Below are 20,483 nucleotides of genomic sequence, written 5' to 3' on the forward strand. Positions count from 1 at the left end.
TCCGAGGTACAATAGATTTGTATTAAATTTGGAAGGAGTGAAACACTATGAATCGTGAAATCCATCTTGTTAAACGGCCAGAAGGAACTCCGGATCATGAACATTTATCGATTGTAGAAAGCAACCAACCTCAACCTGCAGAAGGTGAAGTTTTACTTAAAACCCTATACGTTTCCGTTGACCCTTATATGCGAGGACGTATGAGTGATGCGAAATCTTATATTGCTCCATTTCAGCTTAATGAACCCATTTCTGGAGGTGCTGTTGCTGAAGTAGTAGATTCAAATAATCAGGACTTCCAAGCAGGGGATATTGTTACTGGCGCTCTTCCATGGCAGGAATATTCCACCGCTAATGGAGAATCTGTAAGAAAAGTAGATCCAAAGCTCGGACCTGTCACTACTTCCCTCGGTATCCTGGGTATGCCAGGCTTAACCGCTTATTTCGGATTAACTGATATTGGAAGCCCTAAGCAGGGAGAAACTCTTGTCGTCTCAGGGGCAGCAGGTGCTGTAGGTTCTACTGTTGTACAAATAGGAAAAATTCTCGGCTGCAGAGTGATAGGTATTGCTGGGACTGACGAAAAAACTTCCTACCTGACTGACACACTGGGAGCCGATGCTGCCATTAACTACAAAACCGAAAATGTACGCGAAGCCGTTAAACAAGCGTGTCCAGACGGAGTTGATATTTACTTTGATAACGTGGGAGGCGAAATTGCTGACGCCATCTATCCACGCTTGAATAAATTCGCTCGGATCGTTCAGTGCGGGGCCATCTCGTCCTATAACGTTCAAAATGATCAGGGACCGCGCATCCAAGGCTATCTCATCAAGTCCAGTGCTCTTATTAAAGGATTCGTGGTAGCTGACTATCAGGATCGGTATAAAGAAGGCTTTGAGCACTTATCCAAATGGTTGCAAGAAGGCAAATTAACCTATGAAGAAACGGTGAAAGAAGGGTTTGAGAACATTCCCGATGCCTTCTTTGGTCTCTTTAAAGGGGAGAACCTGGGTAAACAGCTTGTTAAAGTCGCAGAACCTTCGAATTAAATAAAATTACCGTGCCAGCGGTACTCATGAAGCGTGAATATCCTTAAGAGGTGTTCACGCTTCATTTTCTTTTTATTATAACAAATTAAGAAAACACAGGCTTATGGAACTTGTTTAGTTCATTACCTAAGTCCTCTATTAAAAAAGCCTCCATCTTAGGGAGACTTTCAAGCATACCTAGGAATATCATAACGGCCGAACCATTGATAACGGTGAGCGGAAAACCACTTATAGGCAGGGGAGCCAACGCGGTCCATACCCGGCAAATATAAAAGCAGCCCTAACAAAGCAAATGGAGGTAAAGCCAGGAGGAGTTTTCTAATGGAGTAATACCCTTCTTTCACTTCACCTTCTTTCGTAAGCATGTGGATCTCATCAAGTGTATTGCGGCCTTCTAAATAAGGATAACCCCCGCGTTCCTCCACTTCTTGAACGGCTACCCATTTAATTTGATGAAACCAGTCAAATTTCCTTAGTATCCTTTTTACGTTAAAGCAAAAGGGACATTGAGCATCATAAAAAACGATATGTTTCATTTTCATACCTCCTTATATCCACTTTTCACACTTTTGCGGTTAAATAAACCGCTAGTCATACCATCTCCACTCTCACCCAGCCCCGAACACCATTAATCATCCAGATTTCCTCGAAGCTTCCGAGATCTTCTTTATTTAATTTCCTTTCCTTTAAGAAGCCTTCCTCTAACAGCCTTTCCCGGTAAGTTCCCGCTAATAGTCCAGACGTTACAGGCGGGGTGTAGAATTCCCCTTGATGCTTGACTACTAAATTAGCCATTGTAAACTCCGTAAGCTCATTCTTCTGATTCCAAAGCAGCACTGTAAACACATCATTCCGATTGTGGCGATTATATACTTGTCTATGGGTCGTCTTGTGAAAAAGAAAAACATCATGTTCATTTACAGGCTCAGAAGCAAGCGACGCCTTCACCTTTAGTGGAGGCTCAGAAATTGGACTGATTGTAAGTTTACAGTCACCTGCTGCATCTAATAACAGCCGTACTTTATAAACTCCTTGGGGGTGTTCAGAAGCAAGTTTGTCTGTTTGTATCCTTATATCCGCATCGTTAAATGGCCGATTAAAATACGCTGAAGACTTGCCGGCACGGTTCAGGTGGTACTCCAGGAGCGGAAACTGCCCTTCCTCAAGCTTCATCGTCTCTAATAAATCAAACTCCGGTCGTTTTTCAGTTAGGAACTTTGCCTTTGTCTGAAGTTCGTGGAATTCCGCTTCCGGTGTTGAATCCCATGTAACCCCTCCGCCCGTCCCGTATACGGCTTCTCCTGTTCGATGGTCAATCATAACGGTTCGGATAGGAACATTAAACACCGCTTCTTTCGTAGGTGTTATATACCCGACTGCCCCGCAATAAATATTTCTGGCAGAGGTTTCTAACGCAGCAATATATTCCATCGTTCGAACTTTCGGGGCCCCAGTGATCGAGCCGCAAGGAAACAAAGCCTGAAAGATTTGGAGTATAGAAGTTTCTTCTAGTAAAGCAGCGTTAACGGTCGAGGTCATTTGATGAACCGTTGGGTACGTTTCTATTTCAAAGAGTTTTGGCACGTGTATCGACCCGGGAACAGCTACTCTGCCTAAATCATTTCTTAACAGGTCGACAATCATCAAGTTTTCCGCTCTTTCTTTTTCTGATTCCACTAAATGGTCCATTTGCTGCTTGTCTTCCTCTGCCCATCGGCCGCGTTTCGCTGTACCTTTCATGGGTTTTGCTGTCAGCTGATTACCATGCCTTTTAAAAAATAATTCTGGAGAAGCAGATAGTATGCTACGATTGCCCAATTGTAAGAAAGCACTATACTGGGCTTGCTGGTTCTTGGACAGCTGCTTATAAAAGGAATAAGCATTCCCTTTAAAATGGGACCGCAGTCGTGTAGTGTAATTCACTTGATAGGTATTTCCAACTTCGATCGCTTCTTTAATCTTCTTCATTCCCGTCTGGTAATCTGCGAATGTTCCTTCCATTTCCCATTGAGAAAGCTGATATTCCCCTTCTGAAATTTTTAACTCCTCCACTGGTTCATCAAAAATTCCAAACCACACAAGCGGCCACTCTGACTGCTTATGCACCCGAAACGCACGATCAAATGCTGGAGCAGCTTCGTAAGAAACGAACCCTGCTGCATAATTCCCCTTGGCTAACTGCTTCTCAACTTCATGAAACGCAGTCTTTACCTCACTCAGAGAGTTGGCAGTGACTACAGAGATTGGTTTCTCAAAGGAGATTTGCTGGTTATTTCCTTTGTCATCTGCAAAATCGAACACCATCAAAGGATTCATCGGCAGACCTCCATTCGATTTCTTTGAAATTGCACAGCCTGCTCATAAGCGTTCTTAAGCATTTCAAATCCGTATTCGGTTAATATGGACTCCGGATGAAACTGAATCCCTTCTAACGGAGCCTCTGCATGGCGCACACCCATGACTACATTATCTTCAGATATGGCGCTTATCTGTAAAGTTGACGGCAAATTATCTTCCGCTATCACCAAAGAATGGTACCTTGTTACACGGATAGAGGCTGGGATATTCCTAAATAAAAACTTTCCATCATGACGAATAGCCGTCACTTTTCCATGCACTGGCTGTTTCCCTTTCCTAATCTCACCGCCAAAGAAGTCGACGATTAGCTGATGTCCCAAACAAATCCCCAGGATCGGTGTGTGTAAATAATAAGATTTTATAACTTCACGGCATATCCCTGACTCAGATGGACTTCCAGGACCCGGGGACAAAACAATAAGATCGGGATTCAAAGCGTCCATTTCCTGTAATGTGACCTCATCATTTCGGAAAACAAGAACCTCATCATCCATTTGTTTAAAATATTGAAATAGATTATAAGTGAACGAATCATAGTTATCAATCATCAAGATCATCTCAAGCACCTGCTCTTTATATAGAGTTATCTGTCTCCATTATACTAGGTGTTGCCAGTGAATGCCCAGTTCCCAAGAAAAGAAGCAAATATCCGATTAACGCTTTTAAGTAAAAAAGGATCGAAAATCTTTTCTTCGTGTATTAGAATAAAAGAAAGATTGGTCTAGGCAGGGGATTACTAATGATGAAGGAGCTCGTTCGATCGAAAAGCGTCTGGATAAAGATTGGTTTAATTCTATTAGGCATATCTATGCCACTATGGCTGGCTCCAGATGTGGTCGGCCTCACCCACTTAATGAAGGAATTACACAGTTCTCCTTCTGGCAATACATTAATGATAGCTGCCTTTGTGCTTGTTATGTTAAATACGGTACGGGCATTGCCTCATTATATTGGAGCTCTACTTCTCGGAGATGAACTTGGGAGAAAGCTTGATATGCCCTGGCTGAAAGCAGTTCTCCCTATTGTCATCATCCCGCTTGTTTATGTGACTATTAACGGATACAATTCAGTGAATTATGACTTCGGTGGTCCTGCCCTCCTCTTACTGGCAGCTATAACAGCTCTTCAATTATTAGGGAAGGGACAGCTCCGTCCGCTGTTTAAAGCCGTCGTCTTATCTCAATTACTTTTTGGTTTTCAATGGCTCGATACAGTAATTTTTCTGACTCACTTTGGTTTTGGAAACGGCGTCGTATCCTCAGATATTAAAGATATGGCTGTGGAGCTAGGCTTCGGCGTCACCCTTTCCTTTTACAGCCTTGTTTTATGCGGCGTATTTATTATCAATGCCGCCATTCTTGCAGTCTATCTGACCGTTTCTGAACAGAAATGGAAGATGAGACAAGACCTCGATATCGCAAGACTTGAGATGGTAGAATCGAGATCAGGCCGCGAAGCCCTTCATCTCGTGCATGACTTAAAAACTCCGTTAGCTTTAATGGAAGGATTAAATTCCTTAATCCAAATGAAAAATCAGGATCCAGAAATCCAGGAATACACAGAAAAGATTTCATCGTCTATTCAATCCACCAGTGATATGGTTTCAGAAATTCTATATCATGAAAAACGAAACTGGTGTACACTGAAGGCGTTTATTTCCTATATGCGAGCCAATAAGCTATCAGATTCAGCCACTATCTACGCATTTGATTTACAGGCGGAGAAAGATATTGAAATTTATATAAATAAGATCCGCATGACGCGAGTACTTGTTAACTTAATTGATAATGCGAGTGACGCAGTAGAGGGCCAGGAAGATGCCCGCGTCACTATTCGAACGAAAGTAGAAAATGAAGGTATATTAATAGGAATTGAAGACAACGGGCCGGGAATCAAGCCTTCTGAAGTGTCCAAAATATGGAACGCGGGGTACAGTACGAAAGCCCACCCCGGGGTAGGACTTGCTTTTGTAAAGAATGTAGTACAGGAACATGATGCCGAATTAACGATTAAAAGTAAAGATGGACTCGGCACCACGTTTTGGATCCATTTTCCAAAGGAGAGAGTACGTTATGAAAATACTAATCATAGATAATGATGAATCCCTGCGCTACATGCTTACAGAGTTTTGCCGGCATGCAGGATGGGAATCAGAGACCGCTGAAAATGGCAGCGAAGGAATGAAGAAATTCCAAGCAGATTCTTACGACATCATTCTGGTGGACTATCATATGCCTGAAATGGACGGTTTACAAACGGTTAGAGAGATTCGCAAACAAAACGAATATGTTCCTATTCTTGTACTGACCGTAGATGAACGACAAGAAGTAGCAGACAAATTCCTCGAGGAAGGGGCAACCGATTTCGCCCTTAAACCAGTGAAAGCCCCTGATATGATTTCCAGAATTAAATTACATGTGCAAATCGCGAATATGAAGCATGTTCAAGAGGAAGAAGAGGATGTGTTCACCACCAAAGGAATCAGTAAAAACACGTTAAAGTCAGTAGCGGAATTTCTTAAAAATCATCCTGACCCTACTTCCGTGGACGTAATATCCAAAGAAATCGGCCTAGCTTACCCGACGGTTTACCGATATTTGATGCATTTACTGGAAGAAGGAAAAGTAAAGCAGATTGTCAGCCATCAGAAAATCGGTCGTCCGAAGAAACTTTACAAATGGTACTCAAATTAGTCATTCTATGTAATCATCTATAAAGGAGCGGGTAAAGCTGTCCTCTTAGCTCCGCTTTCTTATATAAATGGGTTTGGCATTTTATCTTAACAGGTAAACACGGAAGTGAAACCTTCTGATGGCCAATTACGTATCACATAGAGAGTGACTAGAAGGAGTGAGGAAAATGATGAGATCTGGAAATCCAATTTTAAAAGAAGATACATTTAGAAAAGAACGTGCATCAGGCAGTTCAATGACCCTGGGAGGAACAGTAGGAAAGACAGCTGTTCTCTTTCTCTTCTTGCTTGGAGCAGCGCTTTACACCTGGTATCAGTATTCCCAGGGAGTAAATATTACGCTAATGATGCTAATTGGAGCAATTGGCGGGCTTATCTTTGCGCTGATTACTGCTTTCTTTAAGAAAGCGGCACCTGTTACTGCCCCTATTTACGCAGCACTGGAAGGGTTTTTCATTGGGGGTATATCTTCTATTCTCGAAGCCCAGTATCCCGGGATTGTTATCCAGGCGGCAGGACTGACATTTGCTGTATTAGGTGTATTGTTATTTCTTTACGCTACAAGAATCATTAAAGTTACAAAGAATTTCAGAATGATGGTCGTTTCTGCTACCTTAGCGATATTCGTAGTCTATATGATCGACTTTGCTCTCAATCTATTTGTTCATACCTCCGTTCCCTATCTACATTCCAGTGGATGGATCGGAATCGGCATTAGTTTACTCATTGTGGCCGTGGCCGCGATGAACCTTGTCCTCGATTTTGATTTCATTGAATCAGGTGTCCGAGGAAGAGCTCCCAAGTATATGGAGTGGTATGGAGCTTTCGGTTTAATCGTCACGCTTGTCTGGTTATACTTCGAAATTCTGCGCCTGCTGCAGAAAATCAGGAGATAATATAATAAACGTAAAAGGCTGTATTTCATGGACTACCCATGAAATACAGCCTTTTCTTATCGTCGATTGTTAAGCTCCAAATAGAAACGGAAGCACCACAGCTAGACCAATAATAACGACGAGAATCACCCAGGCAGACGGCCGGGCAAAATTAACCGTCCAGCCCACTCCGAACCTTTTCTCCAGAAAGAGTGCGGGATCCTTAGGGTTAAAATAGATTTGTCCAAGCTTCCAATGGCGGTCATCATCCCGATCAATGACACTTCCATCAGATCCTGAAGCCGTCTTTACTCGGCTTCCTCCTTGTCCGGTAGATACAGATAGGACAATAGCACCTGCCACAATTGCAAATGTAAATACCAAGGGAACGACCATAATCCAGACTCCATGAACGGGATATATAAACGTATATTGACTGAAGGAGAACAACACAACCAGCCCAATACCTGACCAAATCGTAAAGGCAGACCACCTTCGACGAAATACAAGATTCTGCTTTAAAGATCTTTCCGGCTGTTCCGCACTCACCTGCTGTTTGGCCCGTGAGATGACGATATTCGTAAATAAGAAGATTACGGTTAAATATATTTGCATCACCGGCATAAGAAGAAGAGTCTTATAGGATTTATCCGCCCAATTGGTAACTTCGCCGCTGAAATTGTATTGCATTGGAAAACGATCTGGTATTTTATCATACATTTGAAATGTGTATACGACTGTAACCAGTGTAAGCAGCAACGGTATAAGAAACCATAAGTTTGAATACGTTAAGCGATAATTTCTAAAGCTCGTATCGACAACCAGCTGCTGAGTCTTCGTTTTACTCCACTTTTCCTTTGCTTTCAGTGTCTTCATCCTGCGATGAAAGTACAAATAAATAAAAAAGGAAGCAATAATATAAACGACCGTAATTGCACCGAACCCAAGACTTAAAGTCCTCTCATCCAATAAACCACCCAGCAGAAAAATTATCACTAATGAAAGAACACTCAAGATACCTGTATAAAATACATAGCGCTTTCGCATGATTCTCAGGTCTTCTCGCATGTAGTAGGATTCTGGAATGGATACACCAAAACTTTCTGTTCTTCGAGTCCAATATGGAATAAACATCATGGAGAGCACAATTGGAATGAAGATGAGGGCCAATAAACTAGCTGCTAATTCGTTATTCATTTCGATTTCCCCCTTTGGCACTAAATTCTCGGAAGATCATCCGGCACATCTCTATATACTCTTCTTCTTCTATTCCTCTGCAAATTGATTCAGCAATCATGGGACGCAGATCTTTCTTTATTCTTTGTATTTCTTCATTACCTGCTTCAGGAATTCCATCTGGATTGATGACCACTCCCTTTTGGCGGTGAATCAGAATGAACCCCTCTTGCTTTAGCTGTTGATATGCTTTATTGACTGTATGCAGATTAATGCTTAAATCCTTAGCTAACGATCTTACAGATGGCAGCCCTTCTCCTGGAACAAGTTCCTGTTTAGCTATTCCGGCAATGATCTCATTTTTTAATTGGGTATAGATGGGTTCTTTCGCTTCTAAATCAAGATGAATAAACACAAATGAATCTCACCTCTTTTGTTTGTATTGTTATATATATAGTATAACAGCTATAACAAAATGACAATATAAATTTTAACCCAACTTTGGGAGGGGGCCAAATTCAGGATTTAGAATGGCTGCTCCTCTGCTTTTGAAAATTGGATGCAAACTATGGGGGATAAGACAATTTGGGACGGCATAACAGCAGGGGATCATACAAAATGAGGTCATTATCTGAGGAGGTGAAAATCAAGCGACTGCTCGCCTGAAACTTCTGTAGGTGTCATGGATGGGGGAAGCTTCGCATGATGGAAATGGAGCCTTCGGGTAAGGGACTCTATTTTCTTCAACCGCAAAGGGAACAAGCTATTTTATCACTCAACCACTACCTTTCTTGTTTCAAAATCTTTCTATCGCTCCGAATATTGAATCTATCCTTCCTTATTTCTCTTTTATCGGTGCTAAATTCAATTCTATCTTTTCCCGAAGCGATTCTATCGCCTCTTCCTTTCGTTCTATCGCATCTTACCCTTTCTATCGTCTTATCATTATCCTTGAAATACAATCTATCGCTTCAAAATTTCTTTCTATCGCATCCAAACTCCCTTCTATCACACCGCAAAGAAAGAGCGCCTTCCAGGTTATCCCCATTTGTGCACTTTCCCAAGTATGGCCAGTGTGCTTCGTCGGACAGACCCTGTGGGATCTCACCTGCTTATGGAATATAGCTAGAAGATAAATAAGGAAGATGCAGGAAATTCCGACCTTTTCCCTATTTTTCCTGTGATACAATAACAAGTAGATAACGATTCTTACACGGAGGTCGGCTGCCCCCTTATTTCTCAGAGAAAGGGGGTGATGCCTTTAGTGAGTATCTATGAGGTATTTATGGTTCTGTTTTCGTTCGGAACTTTCCTTATTGCTCTGCTTACTTTGGTCTTAAAATTGACCAATAAAAAATAGACCTCCTGTCTGCAAACGGGAGAGGTCTATTCCTCAGTGAGTAGCTGATCCCCGAAGGAATCGTTATCGTTAAGGCCGCAGCTCAAACTGCGGTCTTTCTTATTCTACACACAGTGTACCATATTTTATGCAATTATACATCAGCCAATGACTGGTCCAGAAGGATTCTCCTGATAATCCTTCAGAAACATCCGGTGTTTTTCCAAAATCTCTTCCGGTAATTCATCGAACGAAAAGAATTGAGCATCAAGAGTTTCTCGATCATGAAAATGAATGTCCCCGGCGTAATCCCTGCAAGTAAACAGAATTTGTACGAGAGCGGCCTGGTCCCCATTCGGAAAAGTCTTGTGAAAGTCAGAGCCAGAATATATCCCGAAGAAGTTCAGTTCTCCCAGTTTTATCCCGGTTTCCTCCATAGTTTCGCGTCTCGCTGTGTCTTCAATCGATTCATCTAATTCCATAAAACCTCCAGGAATTCCCCAGGAGTTGGTATCAGAGCGCAGCTGCAGCAGGATTCTGCCCTGCTCATCAAAAATTAACGCCCCGCATACAGGCATGAGTACTTTCTCATGCCCTACCATTGATCTTAGGTAGGTAATATAATCCATGTTATCACTTCCTTATGAAAGACTGCCTCTATATGTTAGTTCCTTAACACCTTTGTTATCAGCTAAACCATCAAGGATTTTTCTTACATCCTCTAGTGTAGTCCTAAATGGTACGTATTCTCCTTTTTGACCTGTAAAAGCTTCCGCTGTAAAAAAAGGCTGGCTCAAATAGGCTTCTAATCTTTCCCCTCGATTAAAAGTCTCTGTATCTGCAGAGGAAAGTGCTGTTATACTGCTTGCATTCACGACAGATCGAAGTTCCCGATACCTTCGCAGCAGCCTCTGAGCCCGCTGTTGAATGGAGAAATGGGTCTGATCAAGATTTGCTCCTTCAAGGACCGTAGAGGTGGAGAATAATGGATGAACTGCCGGATAGAGATGCCGGCTGCTTAAATCAATGTCAAACTGCCACAACGTTTCAAGGGGGCCATAAGGAAGATCTTCATCAACCGATTCCCCTTTTAGATCGAGTAAAAAGGTGGTTACTGACGATAAGGCAGACCAGCTTTCCTGTAATTGTACCATTCCCCCAGTTAAGACATGGGAACGGTCCGCTGCAAAGACAACATCATGATTTTCTCCCAGTTGCTTAACTTGATTCTCAGCATCCTCCAGGCTCCAGCATATTTCATCCACATCGTCAGTGATATCGTTCACTTCGGGATACTCCCCTTCAGGATGAAGCAGGACAATCTTATACCCTTCTTGTTTTAACCGATGAAAGATTTCAGCCAATACGACGAGCTGTCCCATTCCAGGACGTGCGACCAATCCAGCGGTTCCCCCTTTAGCTAAAGGTGCAAATAAATCAAGAACCTTAACCCCAGTCTCCACCATTTCAAATCTCTCCCCTCGAATAATTAACTCATCCAGCCCGCATTCTGCGAGTGTGGCAAGAGCAACTAAAGTCCTGACCTCTGTGCGGCCAATAGATATTTTCCCATTGCATAAATTAGACACAGTGGCTGGACGAAGACCCACTGACTTAGCTGCACTTGTTAAATTAGGGACCCTCCTCCGAAGCAAAGCCACATTTAATTGAAAATTTTCCATTATGTCCCTCCTTATTACTTTAAATAGTAAAATAAATTACTCTGAAAAGCAATAAATTTTTAAATTTAAAAGTAAAAATAATTACTTCACAGTGCTTCAAAAGATTTCATAGGAGGCTGTACAGGGAAAATGGTATGATAAAGATAGCGAATCATTCCAACGTTCTGGAGGGGTAAATGTGAACGAAAAAATATTAAATAATCAAGATCTTTATCGTATGCTGGATGAATTGATGCGTGCACCCAAGCCCTTCTGGGAGAAATTCTACGAAGATCGTAATCAAGATGTTCCTTTCTTGCAAAGCACTTACCCGGATGAAAACCTAGTGGATTATTTTAAACATTCTATCTCACCTGAGACCGTGCTGGAACTAGGCTGCGGTCCAGGAAGAAACGCTATGTATATGGCAAGACAAGGATGTGAAGTAGAAGCTGTCGACTTATCCGAGAATGCTATAAATTGGGCACGTCAGCGAGCGAAGAAAGAAAACCTCTCCATTCGTTATCGCTGTGGAGACGTATTCAAGCTGAACCTTTTGCCTGATTCTTACGATTTCATTTACGACAGCGGTTTACTGCACCACCTTCCGCCTCATCAAAGAATCGATTATTTAGAAATTATCGCAGAATCATTAAAGTCTAACGGATATTTTGGGTTAGTCTGTTTCACCCCTGATGGTGGTGCGGATATTTCAGACTGGGAGGTTTATCGCCAGTTCAATATGCAGGGAGGGATTGGTTATCAAGAAGACAGGCTGAAGGAAATCCTCGAAAAGAAGTTTACTCTTTCTTCATTTAGAAAAATGAAGAAAATGGAGACTTCTGAGTGCCTTTTCGGAGAGGACTACTTATGGACATCTTTAATGAAGGTAAAGCCCTCTCTTGATGATTTTGTTTAAACACGGCAGGAGCACCGAATACTTTTTACATAGACAAGGAGACTGAATCGTGAAGCAGATCCGTTTTAAGAATTCCAAAGGACTTTCATTAGCAGGAGACTTACAAGGGGAAAACAAGCGAAAAGTTATTATCATGTGTCACGGCTTCAGGTCGAACCGTTTTTCAAAAGGAAGGTTTGATCGTTTCTCCGAAGCCTTCTCAAAAGCAGGATTCAGCGTATTGAGGTTTGACTTCTCAGGCTGTGGTGATAGTGAAGATACAGCCCTTTCTTTGAAAAACGAAGTCGATGATTTAAGCTCAGCTATTGCTTTTGTTAAATCTCAAGGTTTCGAAGAGATTGCTCTATATGGGCATAGCTTGGGGGCAAGAGTCTGCTTAGAGGCATTCCAGCCGGAAGATATCACCACCATGGTTCTAACGGGAGCTGGGACTGGACCTGTCCACTATAACTGGAAGGAAGAATTTACAGATACGCAGCTGAATGAGCTTGCTGCCACAGGATTTCTTACGCAGCCTGTCCAACATTCTAATCGTGACCATATCACGATTTCTAAACAGATGCTTGATGACTTTTCGGAATGCGACCAGCAGCTTCTCTTAAGCAGAATTTCGTGTCCAGTGCTCATCGTTCATGGGGAGTTGGGAGAGGAAGCTATTCTCATGCCCATAACTCAGCAAGGGATGAAATGGCTGTCTGATGATTCAAAGCTAGAGGTACTTCAAGGAGCAGAACACGATTTCATGACTCATCTGGATGAGGTGGAAGAATTAGCCCTCCATTGGTGGAAAATCCATTTTTAATACAGTACATTTGAGTTTTCCCACAAGTAATTATTTTTCCGTTATGTTCTCCCCTCGAAAATCGTCTTAACTCCCAAGGGGATCGGCTTTTTAAAGTTTATTTTCAATCAATAAGGGAATAGTAACGCCAAAGCTTATAGGAGTTGATGGAGAGTGCAGCACGTGCTGGTCCGCAATAAGAAAATCCTTTTCCCTGTTTTCTTTTCTCTCGTCTTTGCTGGCATTTTGCTCATTACTATTCATAATGAGCATCCTCTTATGAATTTCTCTAGAAGTTTAATTACCTTTATTGTCGTCCCCGGTTGGATTCTGTACGCGAATCGCACCCATCTTTGGTTCAGGAGAACTTTAAGATGGATAGTCAATGGCAGCCAACGTCTCATTGTCAGTGCAGCCTTGTTCTTCATTGGAGTAGTCATTAGCTATGAAGTCACGCTAATGCTTGCTCACCCTTTTGGTTTCATCATCCATTTAGGTATACTAACGGTTTGTTCTATCGTTTACTGGGCTCCCTTACTGCTGAATTGTCCGTTTCAAAAGCAGAGACCCTATATGCAGCGGCTTGGTTATTTGGCTTTAACATCCATAGCTTTCTTTGTTTATCACATTATCAGTTTCCAATACTATCAAGCAGAGCCTACGCAGGGGTTCTTAATCTCAGGGCTAGTTGTTATGCTGTTTACCTTGCTCAAATTAATTAATGAATGGGCCAACGCTGAAAAAGAGAATGACCGTATTACGGTGGAGGGTTATGTGCGGCCCATTTCTGAAAAACAGTAATTCTTTATTTCACGAATCATAAATCCGGCAAACTTTTTCAGCAAAGGACCAGGCAGTTTTTCACTTTGTCCTTCCCCTGCATATTTCTTCAATGACAGGCGGAGGAGGTGATGATACTCAGAGGGTAAAAAAGTTACTCCCCACTCCCCTCCCTCTTTCTTAGAAGAGACCATTTTAGTTAATGCATATTGATAAACCCGGCACAAGTTAAGCACATAATAAACAGGGTTTTCCGCTATGTGCTCTTCCGCATTATGAATATCATAGTATATCGCTTGAAAATAGTCCGCTTCTTCAGGCTTCTTAAACATTTCCCTTATCGGAACCCCGAACAAGCAGCGTCCTCGCTCGTAAGTAACCATTAAGTGGGCAGTCAAATCAGGATCCCTGCCCTCTTCGCATTTATAATCAGGATTAGTAAGATAATGAGGTTTATGGAAAGCAGAATAATGGAGCAGAAAATGAACAGGATGAGAAGGCTTTTTGACTTCTGTTTGGAGAATAACGCTCCACTCCAGTGGGTACACTTTACATTGTTCCTCCAGCCTGATTGTGCCTTCGATGAGTTTTCTCTTTGTTTTCTCGCTTATCTTCTCTTTTACTACTATTAATAGGTCTACATCACTTCTATCCTTCTTAAAACAGCCCATTGCCAGCGATCCATGCAAATAGATACCTGTTAAATTTGTACGAAGCTCTTGTGTAAATAAGCAGACGGCTTTTCCTAACAGTTGGTTAACTTCCATTAGCGACAGTGCTCCTTTCAGCATTTAGCTTTATTATAACGATAACAACGAGCACAGGAAATCTTCCCATCACGAACAATCCATGGTCTTACATTTTCTTTTTCCCCAGTAACGACCGACGAGTAACGTCATACAGTACAAAAAAATCCGAACAGAGATGGAAGAATGTCGTTAACATTTCCTCATCGTTCGGATTTAAATGACTAAAATTATTCTGTTTCAGTCTCTACTAAATAAATTGACATTTAGAATAAATTTGGACTTACATGCTGAGGCAGGTAAAAAGCAAATCCTGGGATGAAAGCCACCAAGAGAAGAACTACAACTACCACTGTTATATAAGGGAGAACACCTTTAAACGATCGTTCTATAGGTAAGTCACCTATCTTAGCGGCTAACAGTAGACACAATCCATATGGCGGAGTAACTAATCCAACAGCGAGTGTCATAATGGTAACAATTCCAAGTAAGATCGGGCTGATATTGAAGCTGATCGCGACTGGCAAAATGACGGGTATGAACAGGATCATTGCTGGAATAGCATCCATAAACGTACCCACAAATAAAAAGAATGCAATAATGACAACTAAGAATAACCACTTACTGTCGATATTGTTAGTGAAAAACTGTTGTGCCCATGAGGAAAGCTGATAATAACTCATTAACTCTCCGAGTGCATTGGCTGCTGCCAGAGCAAATAATGAAAGGGAACTCAGCATTAATGTATCTTTGAGTATCTTTGGAAAATCTTTCAGCTTCAGGGTCTTATAATAGAACATTCCTACGATAATTGTATATAAAGAAGCAAAAGCCGCTGCTTCCGTTGCCGTAAAAATCCCAGAAATAATGCCGCCAATAAGGATCACCGGTGTAAATAAAGCAGGAATTGTCTCAAAAAATTGCTTGAAGAAGTTCTTTAATGAAGCTTTTTGATAGGTGGGATAACCTCTTTTTTTAGCTAGTACATACACGATTGCCATCATTCCTAAGCCCACTAGGACTCCTGGAATGATACCCACTAGAAATAAAGCACCTACAGAGACATTGGTCAAGCCTGCATAAATAATCATAGGAATACTCGGTGGAATAATGACACCGATCGTAGAGGAAGCGGCTGTAATTCCTACTGCATTCTCTTTATCATATCCTTGTTTCTTCATGTTAGGAATGAGAATTTTCCCTACGCCTGCCGTATCAGCTTGAGAAGCTCCTGACACCCCTGCAAAAAGCATGGAAACGAGTATGTTCGCATGGGCTAATCCTCCGCGAATATGGCCAACCATAGAAAGGGAAAAATCAATGAGTTTTTGAGATATTTTTCCACTATTCATTAGGTTAGCGGCTAAAATAAACAAAGGAACAGCCAGCAGGACAAAAGAATCCAGCCCGTTAAGCATCTTTACAGGAACGGTAACATCAGGAATGTAGGGAATAAACATAATCCCCAGTAAAGCCACGATGCCGATAACAAATGCAATAGGGACGCCAATGATCATAAACAATATAAACACTCCGACTAATATAGGTCCGATCATTCTGCGATCCCCTCTCTTGAGAAATTTTTCACCGTATTGATAATATGGCCAAGTTTATAAATCATCATGGATCCTCCCATAATCGGAACTGAGATCCAAACGTATCCCATCTTCATCTGGGGAAGGGACACCCAATTGTAATTCCAAAAACTTTGAACGGCCACCATCCCAAAGTAGAAAAGTGCTGCGCAAAAGAGCAGTAAAATGAAATCGTTAACTAGATAAAGACTGTTCTTTCGTTTGCCTTTTAATTTCTTTAACAACAAATCAAATTTAAAGTGCTCTCGTTTATTTACCATGATCGATGCTCCCATAAAGACTGACCAAATAAACGAATAGGTCGCCACTTCTTCAGTCCATATGGCAGAGATTCCCACTAAACGAGTGATAACTTGAATAATAATTGTAGTAAAGAAGATGACCAGAAATAAAACACCGATAGCTAATTGTACTTTCTCAAGAAGTTTGATCAACATCTTTAGCTTGTCCTCCTCAAAGAATATTGGAGGAAAGAACAATGCTATGTTCTTTCCTCTATTTGATTTAGTTATTTCATTTCACGGATTTTTTCAAGCATATCCGTCATACCAATTTTTTTAGCCGTTTTATCCTGAAGAGGTTTAGCAAGCTCGATAAACGGCTCACGATCGATTTGGTTTACTTTTGCTCCTTCATCAATGGCTTTTTGTTTGTATTCTTCTTCTTGAGCATATAGAGCTTCACGTTCTTTCTTCACTGCTGCCTTAGCTGCTGCTAGAACATTCTTTTTCTGTTCATCAGAATAAGAATCAAATTTCTTACCGTTAATCAATAAGAATCTTGTAGTGTAGTCATGGGCAGTTTCTGTAATGTACTTCCCGTTCTCTGTTTTATGATGATTTTGCTGGACAAAGTATGGATAAGCATTTTCAGCTCCATCTACAACACCCTGCTGCAGTGCCTGATAAAGTTCGCCCCATGCAACGGATGTAGGAATGGCTCCAGTTTTCTCCCAATAATTCGCAACGACTCCAGAGGTTTGAGTGCGTAATTTCATGCCTTTTAAATCATCTACAGAATGAAGAGGTTTCTTGCCGTAATAATGACGAACCCCTGCTGTCCAATAACCTAATAGTTTAAAGTCATTGTTAGATTTTTTATTAATGATATCTGCCATCTTGTCTCCCACTTCCCCATCAACAGCTTTTTCCCAATGATCGTAGCTGTCAAATAAATAAGGAAGAGCTAATAAATCGATTTCCTTTATACCTGTTTTAGACATAAACCCTGGAGATACCAGCACGACATCTGCTGCACCTAGCTTTAATTTCTCTACAAGTTCTGATTCACTTGTACCTAATGTACCTGCATGGACTTCAACTTCAATATTTCCATCAGATTTTTCTTCTGCTACTTTTTTAAATTCCTTCATTCCGATTTGGTAAGGATTTTCTGGCGACGTCTGGTTATGAGCCGCGACTATTTTAATTTTGCCATCTCCAGATGCACCTGCAGACTTGTCACTATTACTGCAGCCAGTTAAGCCGGCTGCAATCACCATGAATAATAAGCAAAACATAGACAAAGATTTTTTCATTCTAATTCCTCCAAGTATAATTTTTAAATGAATTCGCTTTCAAAATGAACCGTAGTTTCTCTTGCTTTATCGCTCCAGGTATTCTTTTTCTCCTGTTTGCACAAGTACATCTTCGAGCTCCGGAAGCCCCTCATTATCTCCTTGAACACTAACAACCATAGAACCTATTGTATTAGCAAAATTCAGGGTCTTTTCTAACTCCCAGCCTTGTAAAAAGCCGTATACTACCCCAGCATCAAAACCATCTCCTGCCCCCACTGTATCTACTACTTTATTAGGCTGAATTGCCGGAGCCGTGATAAATTCTCCGTTGTGATAACCAACTGCTCCTAACTCACCTTTTTTTATAGCAATAGTAGAAATCCCGTATTTTCTGCAGGCATCTACAATGGATTCTGGATCAGAAACACCAAACAACAGCTCAGCTTCTTCCTCTCCTGTCAGCATGATATCTACATAGGGTAACAATTCAATAAGACCCTCTTTTGCTTGTTTTTTACTCCAAAGTTTTAAGCGGATATTTGGATCGAAGGAAATCAGTAAGCCGTGATCTTTTGCGATAGTTACGGCTCTCTTTAGTAAAGGAATATTCTTTTTGGGGTCAATGGCTGCGAAAACTCCACTAATATGAAGAAGTTTTGCATTGCGTATCGCATTTTCATCCAAGGTTTGTTCGGTTAACGCTTTGGTTGGAGATGGAGTTCGGTAGTAATAAGTGCTGCCACTACCATCTGCTCGGATTTCTTTAAAGTTAAGCGAGGTGGGGAAACCATCCATCAAACGGACAGAGGATGTGTCGATCCCTTCTCCTCTTGCAAAATTCCTAATGTACTTTCCAAATTCATCATTTCCAAGACAGCTGAGCCACTTTACATCCATTCCCAACCTTGCACATCCGATTGCAAAATTGAATTCTGCTCCTCCAGCTTTTCTACTAAACGAGGGGGAGTTTCTCATTGGCCCCGTTAGAACTGGATCGAAAGTAATCATCGCGTCGCCTATTGTTATGACTTCACTCATCTTGTTCCTCCTCTGCGGCTTTAACCAGAATTTCGAACCATTAATTTGGGTTCAAATCGAATACTAGCATCTTTATTTGTGCTGCTTTCCATCTTGTTAAATAAGATTTCTGCGGCAGATTGACCCATTTGGAATGTCGGCTGGGCCACTGTGGTAATCGAGGGAGTATAGAAGCTGGCAAATGACACATCGTCAATTCCTATAACAGCCAAATCCTCAGGAATTCTTAAATGATGTTGTTTAATATATTTAAGAACCTCAATCAATACCAGGTCATTCCCGGCTAAAACGGCTTTAGGCGGTTGATCCAGGTTAAGCATCTCCTCAAGTGTTTCAAGAATTTCAGCGGACCGGACACTCCCAATGTATTCTTTGCGAACGGGTATTCCGTTTCTTTTAAGACTCTGCTTATAACCTTCCAGCCTTTCCACACGGGCAGTTACGTTATGAATAATAGAAGTAGTGATCATTGCAATTTTTGTATGCCCTTTTTCAATAAAGTGGTCTACAGCTATGGAAGCCGCTTTTTTATTTTCAAGTAAGACTGAAGTTATCGGAATTTGGGATACTTCCCTATCTATAAAAACAACCGGGTAATTTTCCTCCTGCATTTGCTTATAAAGCGTTCGATTATTTCCAGTTGGAAAAATAATTAACCCATCAACTTGTTTTGCCCTCAGCATTTCAATGTACTTCTTTTCCTTTTCAGGATGATCATCAGCATTGCATATGATCGTGTGAAAGTCCTTTTGATTACAAACATCCTCAATAGCACGGCTTACCTCAGTTGAAAATGTATGTAGAATATTCGCGACGATCACCCCTATGGTTCTTGTTGATTTTTGTTTCAAGCTTCTTGCTACAATATTGGGCTGATACCCAAGATCCTTAATCGCCTCCTCTATTCTTTTTTTAGTGAGAGTTGCCATGTATTCGTACCTTTTGTTCAAAAACTGAGATACGGTACTTTTGGAAACCTCTGCACGCTCAGCTACTTCTTTAATTGTAATTCTCCTTACTTTTCCCATGGCCAAATCCTCAAATCATCTGCAGATTGCCCTTTACTAAATCAGTTTAGTAAATCGGTTTAGTAAAGTACAGCTCTAGTATAGAGGTAATGAAAGCGCTTTACAACCCCAGTTATTCAATTTTCTGAGAAATTCTCTCTATTTAACTTAAATAAATGCTTTTATGTAGGCATTTCAACTTTTATAAAAAATTTTTTATTACGGACTTTATCAGTCATACATTTCCTGCAAATGTCATTTACTAATAAGGACAAGCAGGAAGAGAGGATGGAGTGGCTTGACCTTATTAATCAGCTATATTTTCCTCGGATTATCTATCGCTGCACCAGTGGGGCCGATTAATATAGAAATTATTAAAAGAGGTCTTTCCTATGGGTTTTGGCCGTCTTTTTGCGTTGGACTTGGAGGTATGTCTTCCGATCTTTTACTCATGAGCATGATGTTTCTCGGACTTTCTTACTTTCTTACTATTTTGTGGGTTAAGATTCTGCTAATGTTATTTGGATGTGTCATTTTACTTCAGTCAGGCTGGACTAGTCTCCACGTTTCTGATCACTATCAACATCAGGGGATGGAAAGGTCTTCTGCTGCGCATCCAAAGTTTGGCTCTTATGCAAAGGGCTTTTTGATTGCGGGAACGAATCCTATGAATCTGCTTTTTTGGATTAGCATTTACGGATCGATTTTAGGGGCGGCATTTGAAAAAGCAAATCTGCTTCATTCTTTTTTGTTAAGTACACTTGTGTTTGTTGGAATAGCCTTATGGAACTTGAATCTTGCTCTAACCATTCACTTCAGCAAAACGTTCTTACAGCCAAGATTTATTAAGTGGATTCACCTGACAGCGAGCCTTGTGCTTATAGGTTTCGGACTGCACTTTGGCTATAAAGGCATTACACTTGGCCTTAAAGCTCTTCTTTAACA

General features: G+C 41.2%; 23 protein-coding genes. 9 read left to right on the forward strand and 14 right to left on the reverse strand.

The annotated features are described in order from the left end of the window. Positions 1–47: 47 nt before the first annotated feature. On the forward strand, positions 48–1,052 hold the full coding sequence (locus Q7A53_RS14620) for an NADP-dependent oxidoreductase (protein WP_411789921.1): 1,005 nt from the start codon (positions 48–50) through the stop codon (positions 1,050–1,052). Between the two features lie 167 nt (positions 1,053–1,219). Here Q7A53_RS14620 and Q7A53_RS14625 read toward each other — a convergent pair whose 3' ends face one another. Genes Q7A53_RS14625 through Q7A53_RS14635 form a run of 3 tightly spaced genes read right to left on the reverse strand, consistent with a single transcriptional unit; the run spans position 1,220 to position 3,967 of the window. Continuing rightward, positions 1,220–1,588, reverse strand: coding sequence for a thiol-disulfide oxidoreductase DCC family protein (locus Q7A53_RS14625; RefSeq protein ID WP_411789922.1), 369 nt, complete (start codon positions 1,586–1,588; stop codon positions 1,220–1,222). A gap of 55 nt (positions 1,589–1,643) precedes the next feature. Beyond that, positions 1,644–3,368, reverse strand: coding sequence for an aminodeoxychorismate synthase component I (pabB, locus tag Q7A53_RS14630; protein ID WP_411789923.1), 1,725 nt, complete (start codon positions 3,366–3,368; stop codon positions 1,644–1,646). Then, on the reverse strand, positions 3,365–3,967 hold the full coding sequence (locus tag Q7A53_RS14635) for an anthranilate synthase component II (RefSeq protein WP_411789924.1): 603 nt from the start codon (positions 3,965–3,967) through the stop codon (positions 3,365–3,367). Before Q7A53_RS14635 ends, pabB begins: the two co-directional genes overlap by 4 nt. Before the next feature lie 182 nt (positions 3,968–4,149). Here Q7A53_RS14635 and Q7A53_RS14640 point away from each other — a divergent pair, with 182 nt between their 5' ends. The 3 genes from Q7A53_RS14640 to Q7A53_RS14650 all read left to right on the forward strand — a co-directional run bounded on the left by Q7A53_RS14640 (position 4,150) and on the right by Q7A53_RS14650 (position 6,998). Beyond that, positions 4,150–5,505, forward strand: coding sequence for a sensor histidine kinase (locus Q7A53_RS14640; RefSeq protein ID WP_411789925.1), 1,356 nt, complete (start codon positions 4,150–4,152; stop codon positions 5,503–5,505). After that, complete coding sequence (locus Q7A53_RS14645) at positions 5,483–6,103, forward strand: response regulator (protein ID WP_411789926.1); 621 nt, start codon at positions 5,483–5,485, stop codon at positions 6,101–6,103. The genes Q7A53_RS14640 and Q7A53_RS14645 overlap by 23 nt, the downstream gene beginning before the upstream one ends. 169 nt (positions 6,104–6,272) lie before the next feature. Continuing rightward, the gene (locus Q7A53_RS14650) at positions 6,273–6,998 is read left to right on the forward strand and encodes a Bax inhibitor-1/YccA family protein (RefSeq protein ID WP_411789962.1); all 726 of its coding nucleotides are present in this window, start codon (positions 6,273–6,275) and stop codon (positions 6,996–6,998) included. A gap of 69 nt (positions 6,999–7,067) precedes the next feature. Here Q7A53_RS14650 and Q7A53_RS14655 read toward each other — a convergent pair whose 3' ends face one another. Together Q7A53_RS14655 and Q7A53_RS14660 are read right to left on the reverse strand one after the other, a co-directional pair. Then, the gene (locus Q7A53_RS14655; RefSeq protein ID WP_411789927.1) at positions 7,068–8,174 is read right to left on the reverse strand and encodes a DUF1648 domain-containing protein; all 1,107 of its coding nucleotides are present in this window, start codon (positions 8,172–8,174) and stop codon (positions 7,068–7,070) included. Further along, the gene (locus Q7A53_RS14660) at positions 8,167–8,568 is read right to left on the reverse strand and encodes a GntR family transcriptional regulator (protein ID WP_411789928.1); all 402 of its coding nucleotides are present in this window, start codon (positions 8,566–8,568) and stop codon (positions 8,167–8,169) included. The genes Q7A53_RS14655 and Q7A53_RS14660 overlap by 8 nt, the downstream gene beginning before the upstream one ends. Positions 8,569–9,408: 840 nt before the next feature. On the opposite strand from Q7A53_RS14660, the gene Q7A53_RS14665 reads away from it, so the two are divergent. Next, positions 9,409–9,513, forward strand: a complete 105-nt coding sequence (locus tag Q7A53_RS14665; protein WP_411789929.1) for a putative holin-like toxin — start codon at positions 9,409–9,411, stop codon at positions 9,511–9,513. 140 nt (positions 9,514–9,653) lie between these two features. Here Q7A53_RS14665 and Q7A53_RS14670 read toward each other — a convergent pair whose 3' ends face one another. Beyond that, a complete protein-coding gene (locus Q7A53_RS14670) occupies positions 9,654–10,121 on the reverse strand; it encodes an NUDIX hydrolase (RefSeq protein WP_411789930.1) in 468 nt (155 codons plus the stop codon). Positions 10,122–10,133: 12 nt separating this feature from the next. Beyond that, the gene (locus Q7A53_RS14675; protein ID WP_411789931.1) at positions 10,134–11,174 is read right to left on the reverse strand and encodes a hypothetical protein; all 1,041 of its coding nucleotides are present in this window, start codon (positions 11,172–11,174) and stop codon (positions 10,134–10,136) included. Between the two features lie 217 nt (positions 11,175–11,391). Between Q7A53_RS14675 and Q7A53_RS14680 the strand changes: the two genes are divergently transcribed. Together Q7A53_RS14680 and Q7A53_RS14685 are read left to right on the forward strand one after the other, a co-directional pair. Further along, positions 11,392–12,072, forward strand: a complete 681-nt coding sequence (locus Q7A53_RS14680; protein WP_411789963.1) for a class I SAM-dependent methyltransferase — start codon at positions 11,392–11,394, stop codon at positions 12,070–12,072. A 49-nt stretch (positions 12,073–12,121) separates the two neighbouring features. Beyond that, positions 12,122–12,874 (forward strand): alpha/beta hydrolase, encoded by a 753-nt coding sequence (locus Q7A53_RS14685; RefSeq protein WP_411789932.1) that lies wholly within the window; start codon positions 12,122–12,124, stop codon positions 12,872–12,874. 90 nt (positions 12,875–12,964) lie between these two features. On the opposite strand, the gene Q7A53_RS14690 is transcribed toward Q7A53_RS14685, so the two are convergent. Then, positions 12,965–13,117: a hypothetical protein gene (locus Q7A53_RS14690; protein ID WP_411789933.1), complete on the reverse strand. Its 153-nt coding sequence runs from the start codon at positions 13,115–13,117 to the stop codon at positions 12,965–12,967. A gap of 15 nt (positions 13,118–13,132) precedes the next feature. Between Q7A53_RS14690 and Q7A53_RS14695 the strand changes: the two genes are divergently transcribed. Next, a complete protein-coding gene (locus Q7A53_RS14695; RefSeq protein WP_411789934.1) occupies positions 13,133–13,654 on the forward strand; it encodes a hypothetical protein in 522 nt (173 codons plus the stop codon). On the opposite strand, the gene Q7A53_RS14700 is transcribed toward Q7A53_RS14695, so the two are convergent. The 6 genes from Q7A53_RS14700 to Q7A53_RS14725 form a co-directional block, all read right to left on the reverse strand. After that, a complete protein-coding gene (locus Q7A53_RS14700) occupies positions 13,624–14,400 on the reverse strand; it encodes an aminoglycoside adenylyltransferase domain-containing protein (protein WP_411789935.1) in 777 nt (258 codons plus the stop codon). The genes Q7A53_RS14695 and Q7A53_RS14700 overlap by 31 nt on opposite strands. Before the next feature lie 245 nt (positions 14,401–14,645). After that, on the reverse strand, positions 14,646–15,935 hold the full coding sequence (locus Q7A53_RS14705; RefSeq protein ID WP_411789936.1) for a TRAP transporter large permease: 1,290 nt from the start codon (positions 15,933–15,935) through the stop codon (positions 14,646–14,648). Continuing rightward, positions 15,932–16,411 (reverse strand): TRAP transporter small permease, encoded by a 480-nt coding sequence (locus tag Q7A53_RS14710; protein ID WP_411789937.1) that lies wholly within the window; start codon positions 16,409–16,411, stop codon positions 15,932–15,934. Before Q7A53_RS14710 ends, Q7A53_RS14705 begins: the two co-directional genes overlap by 4 nt. Positions 16,412–16,482: 71 nt before the next feature. Then, entirely contained in the window at positions 16,483–17,511 is a 1,029-nt protein-coding gene (locus Q7A53_RS14715; RefSeq protein WP_411789938.1) for a TRAP transporter substrate-binding protein, read from the reverse strand. 66 nt (positions 17,512–17,577) lie between these two features. Beyond that, entirely contained in the window at positions 17,578–18,531 is a 954-nt protein-coding gene (locus tag Q7A53_RS14720; protein WP_411789939.1) for a sugar kinase, read from the reverse strand. A gap of 20 nt (positions 18,532–18,551) precedes the next feature. Further along, on the reverse strand, positions 18,552–19,559 hold the full coding sequence (locus Q7A53_RS14725) for a LacI family DNA-binding transcriptional regulator (protein WP_411789940.1): 1,008 nt from the start codon (positions 19,557–19,559) through the stop codon (positions 18,552–18,554). 277 nt (positions 19,560–19,836) lie between these two features. Here Q7A53_RS14725 and Q7A53_RS14730 point away from each other — a divergent pair, with 277 nt between their 5' ends. Continuing rightward, a complete protein-coding gene (locus Q7A53_RS14730) occupies positions 19,837–20,481 on the forward strand; it encodes a LysE family translocator (RefSeq protein ID WP_411789941.1) in 645 nt (214 codons plus the stop codon). The last annotated feature ends 2 nt before the right edge of the window (positions 20,482–20,483 follow it).

Origin of the sequence: Halobacillus rhizosphaerae (genome assembly GCF_046719735.1) — a bacterium.
In the GTDB taxonomy this organism is placed as follows: Bacteria; Bacillota; Bacilli; order Bacillales; family Halobacillaceae; genus Halobacillus_B; species Halobacillus_B rhizosphaerae.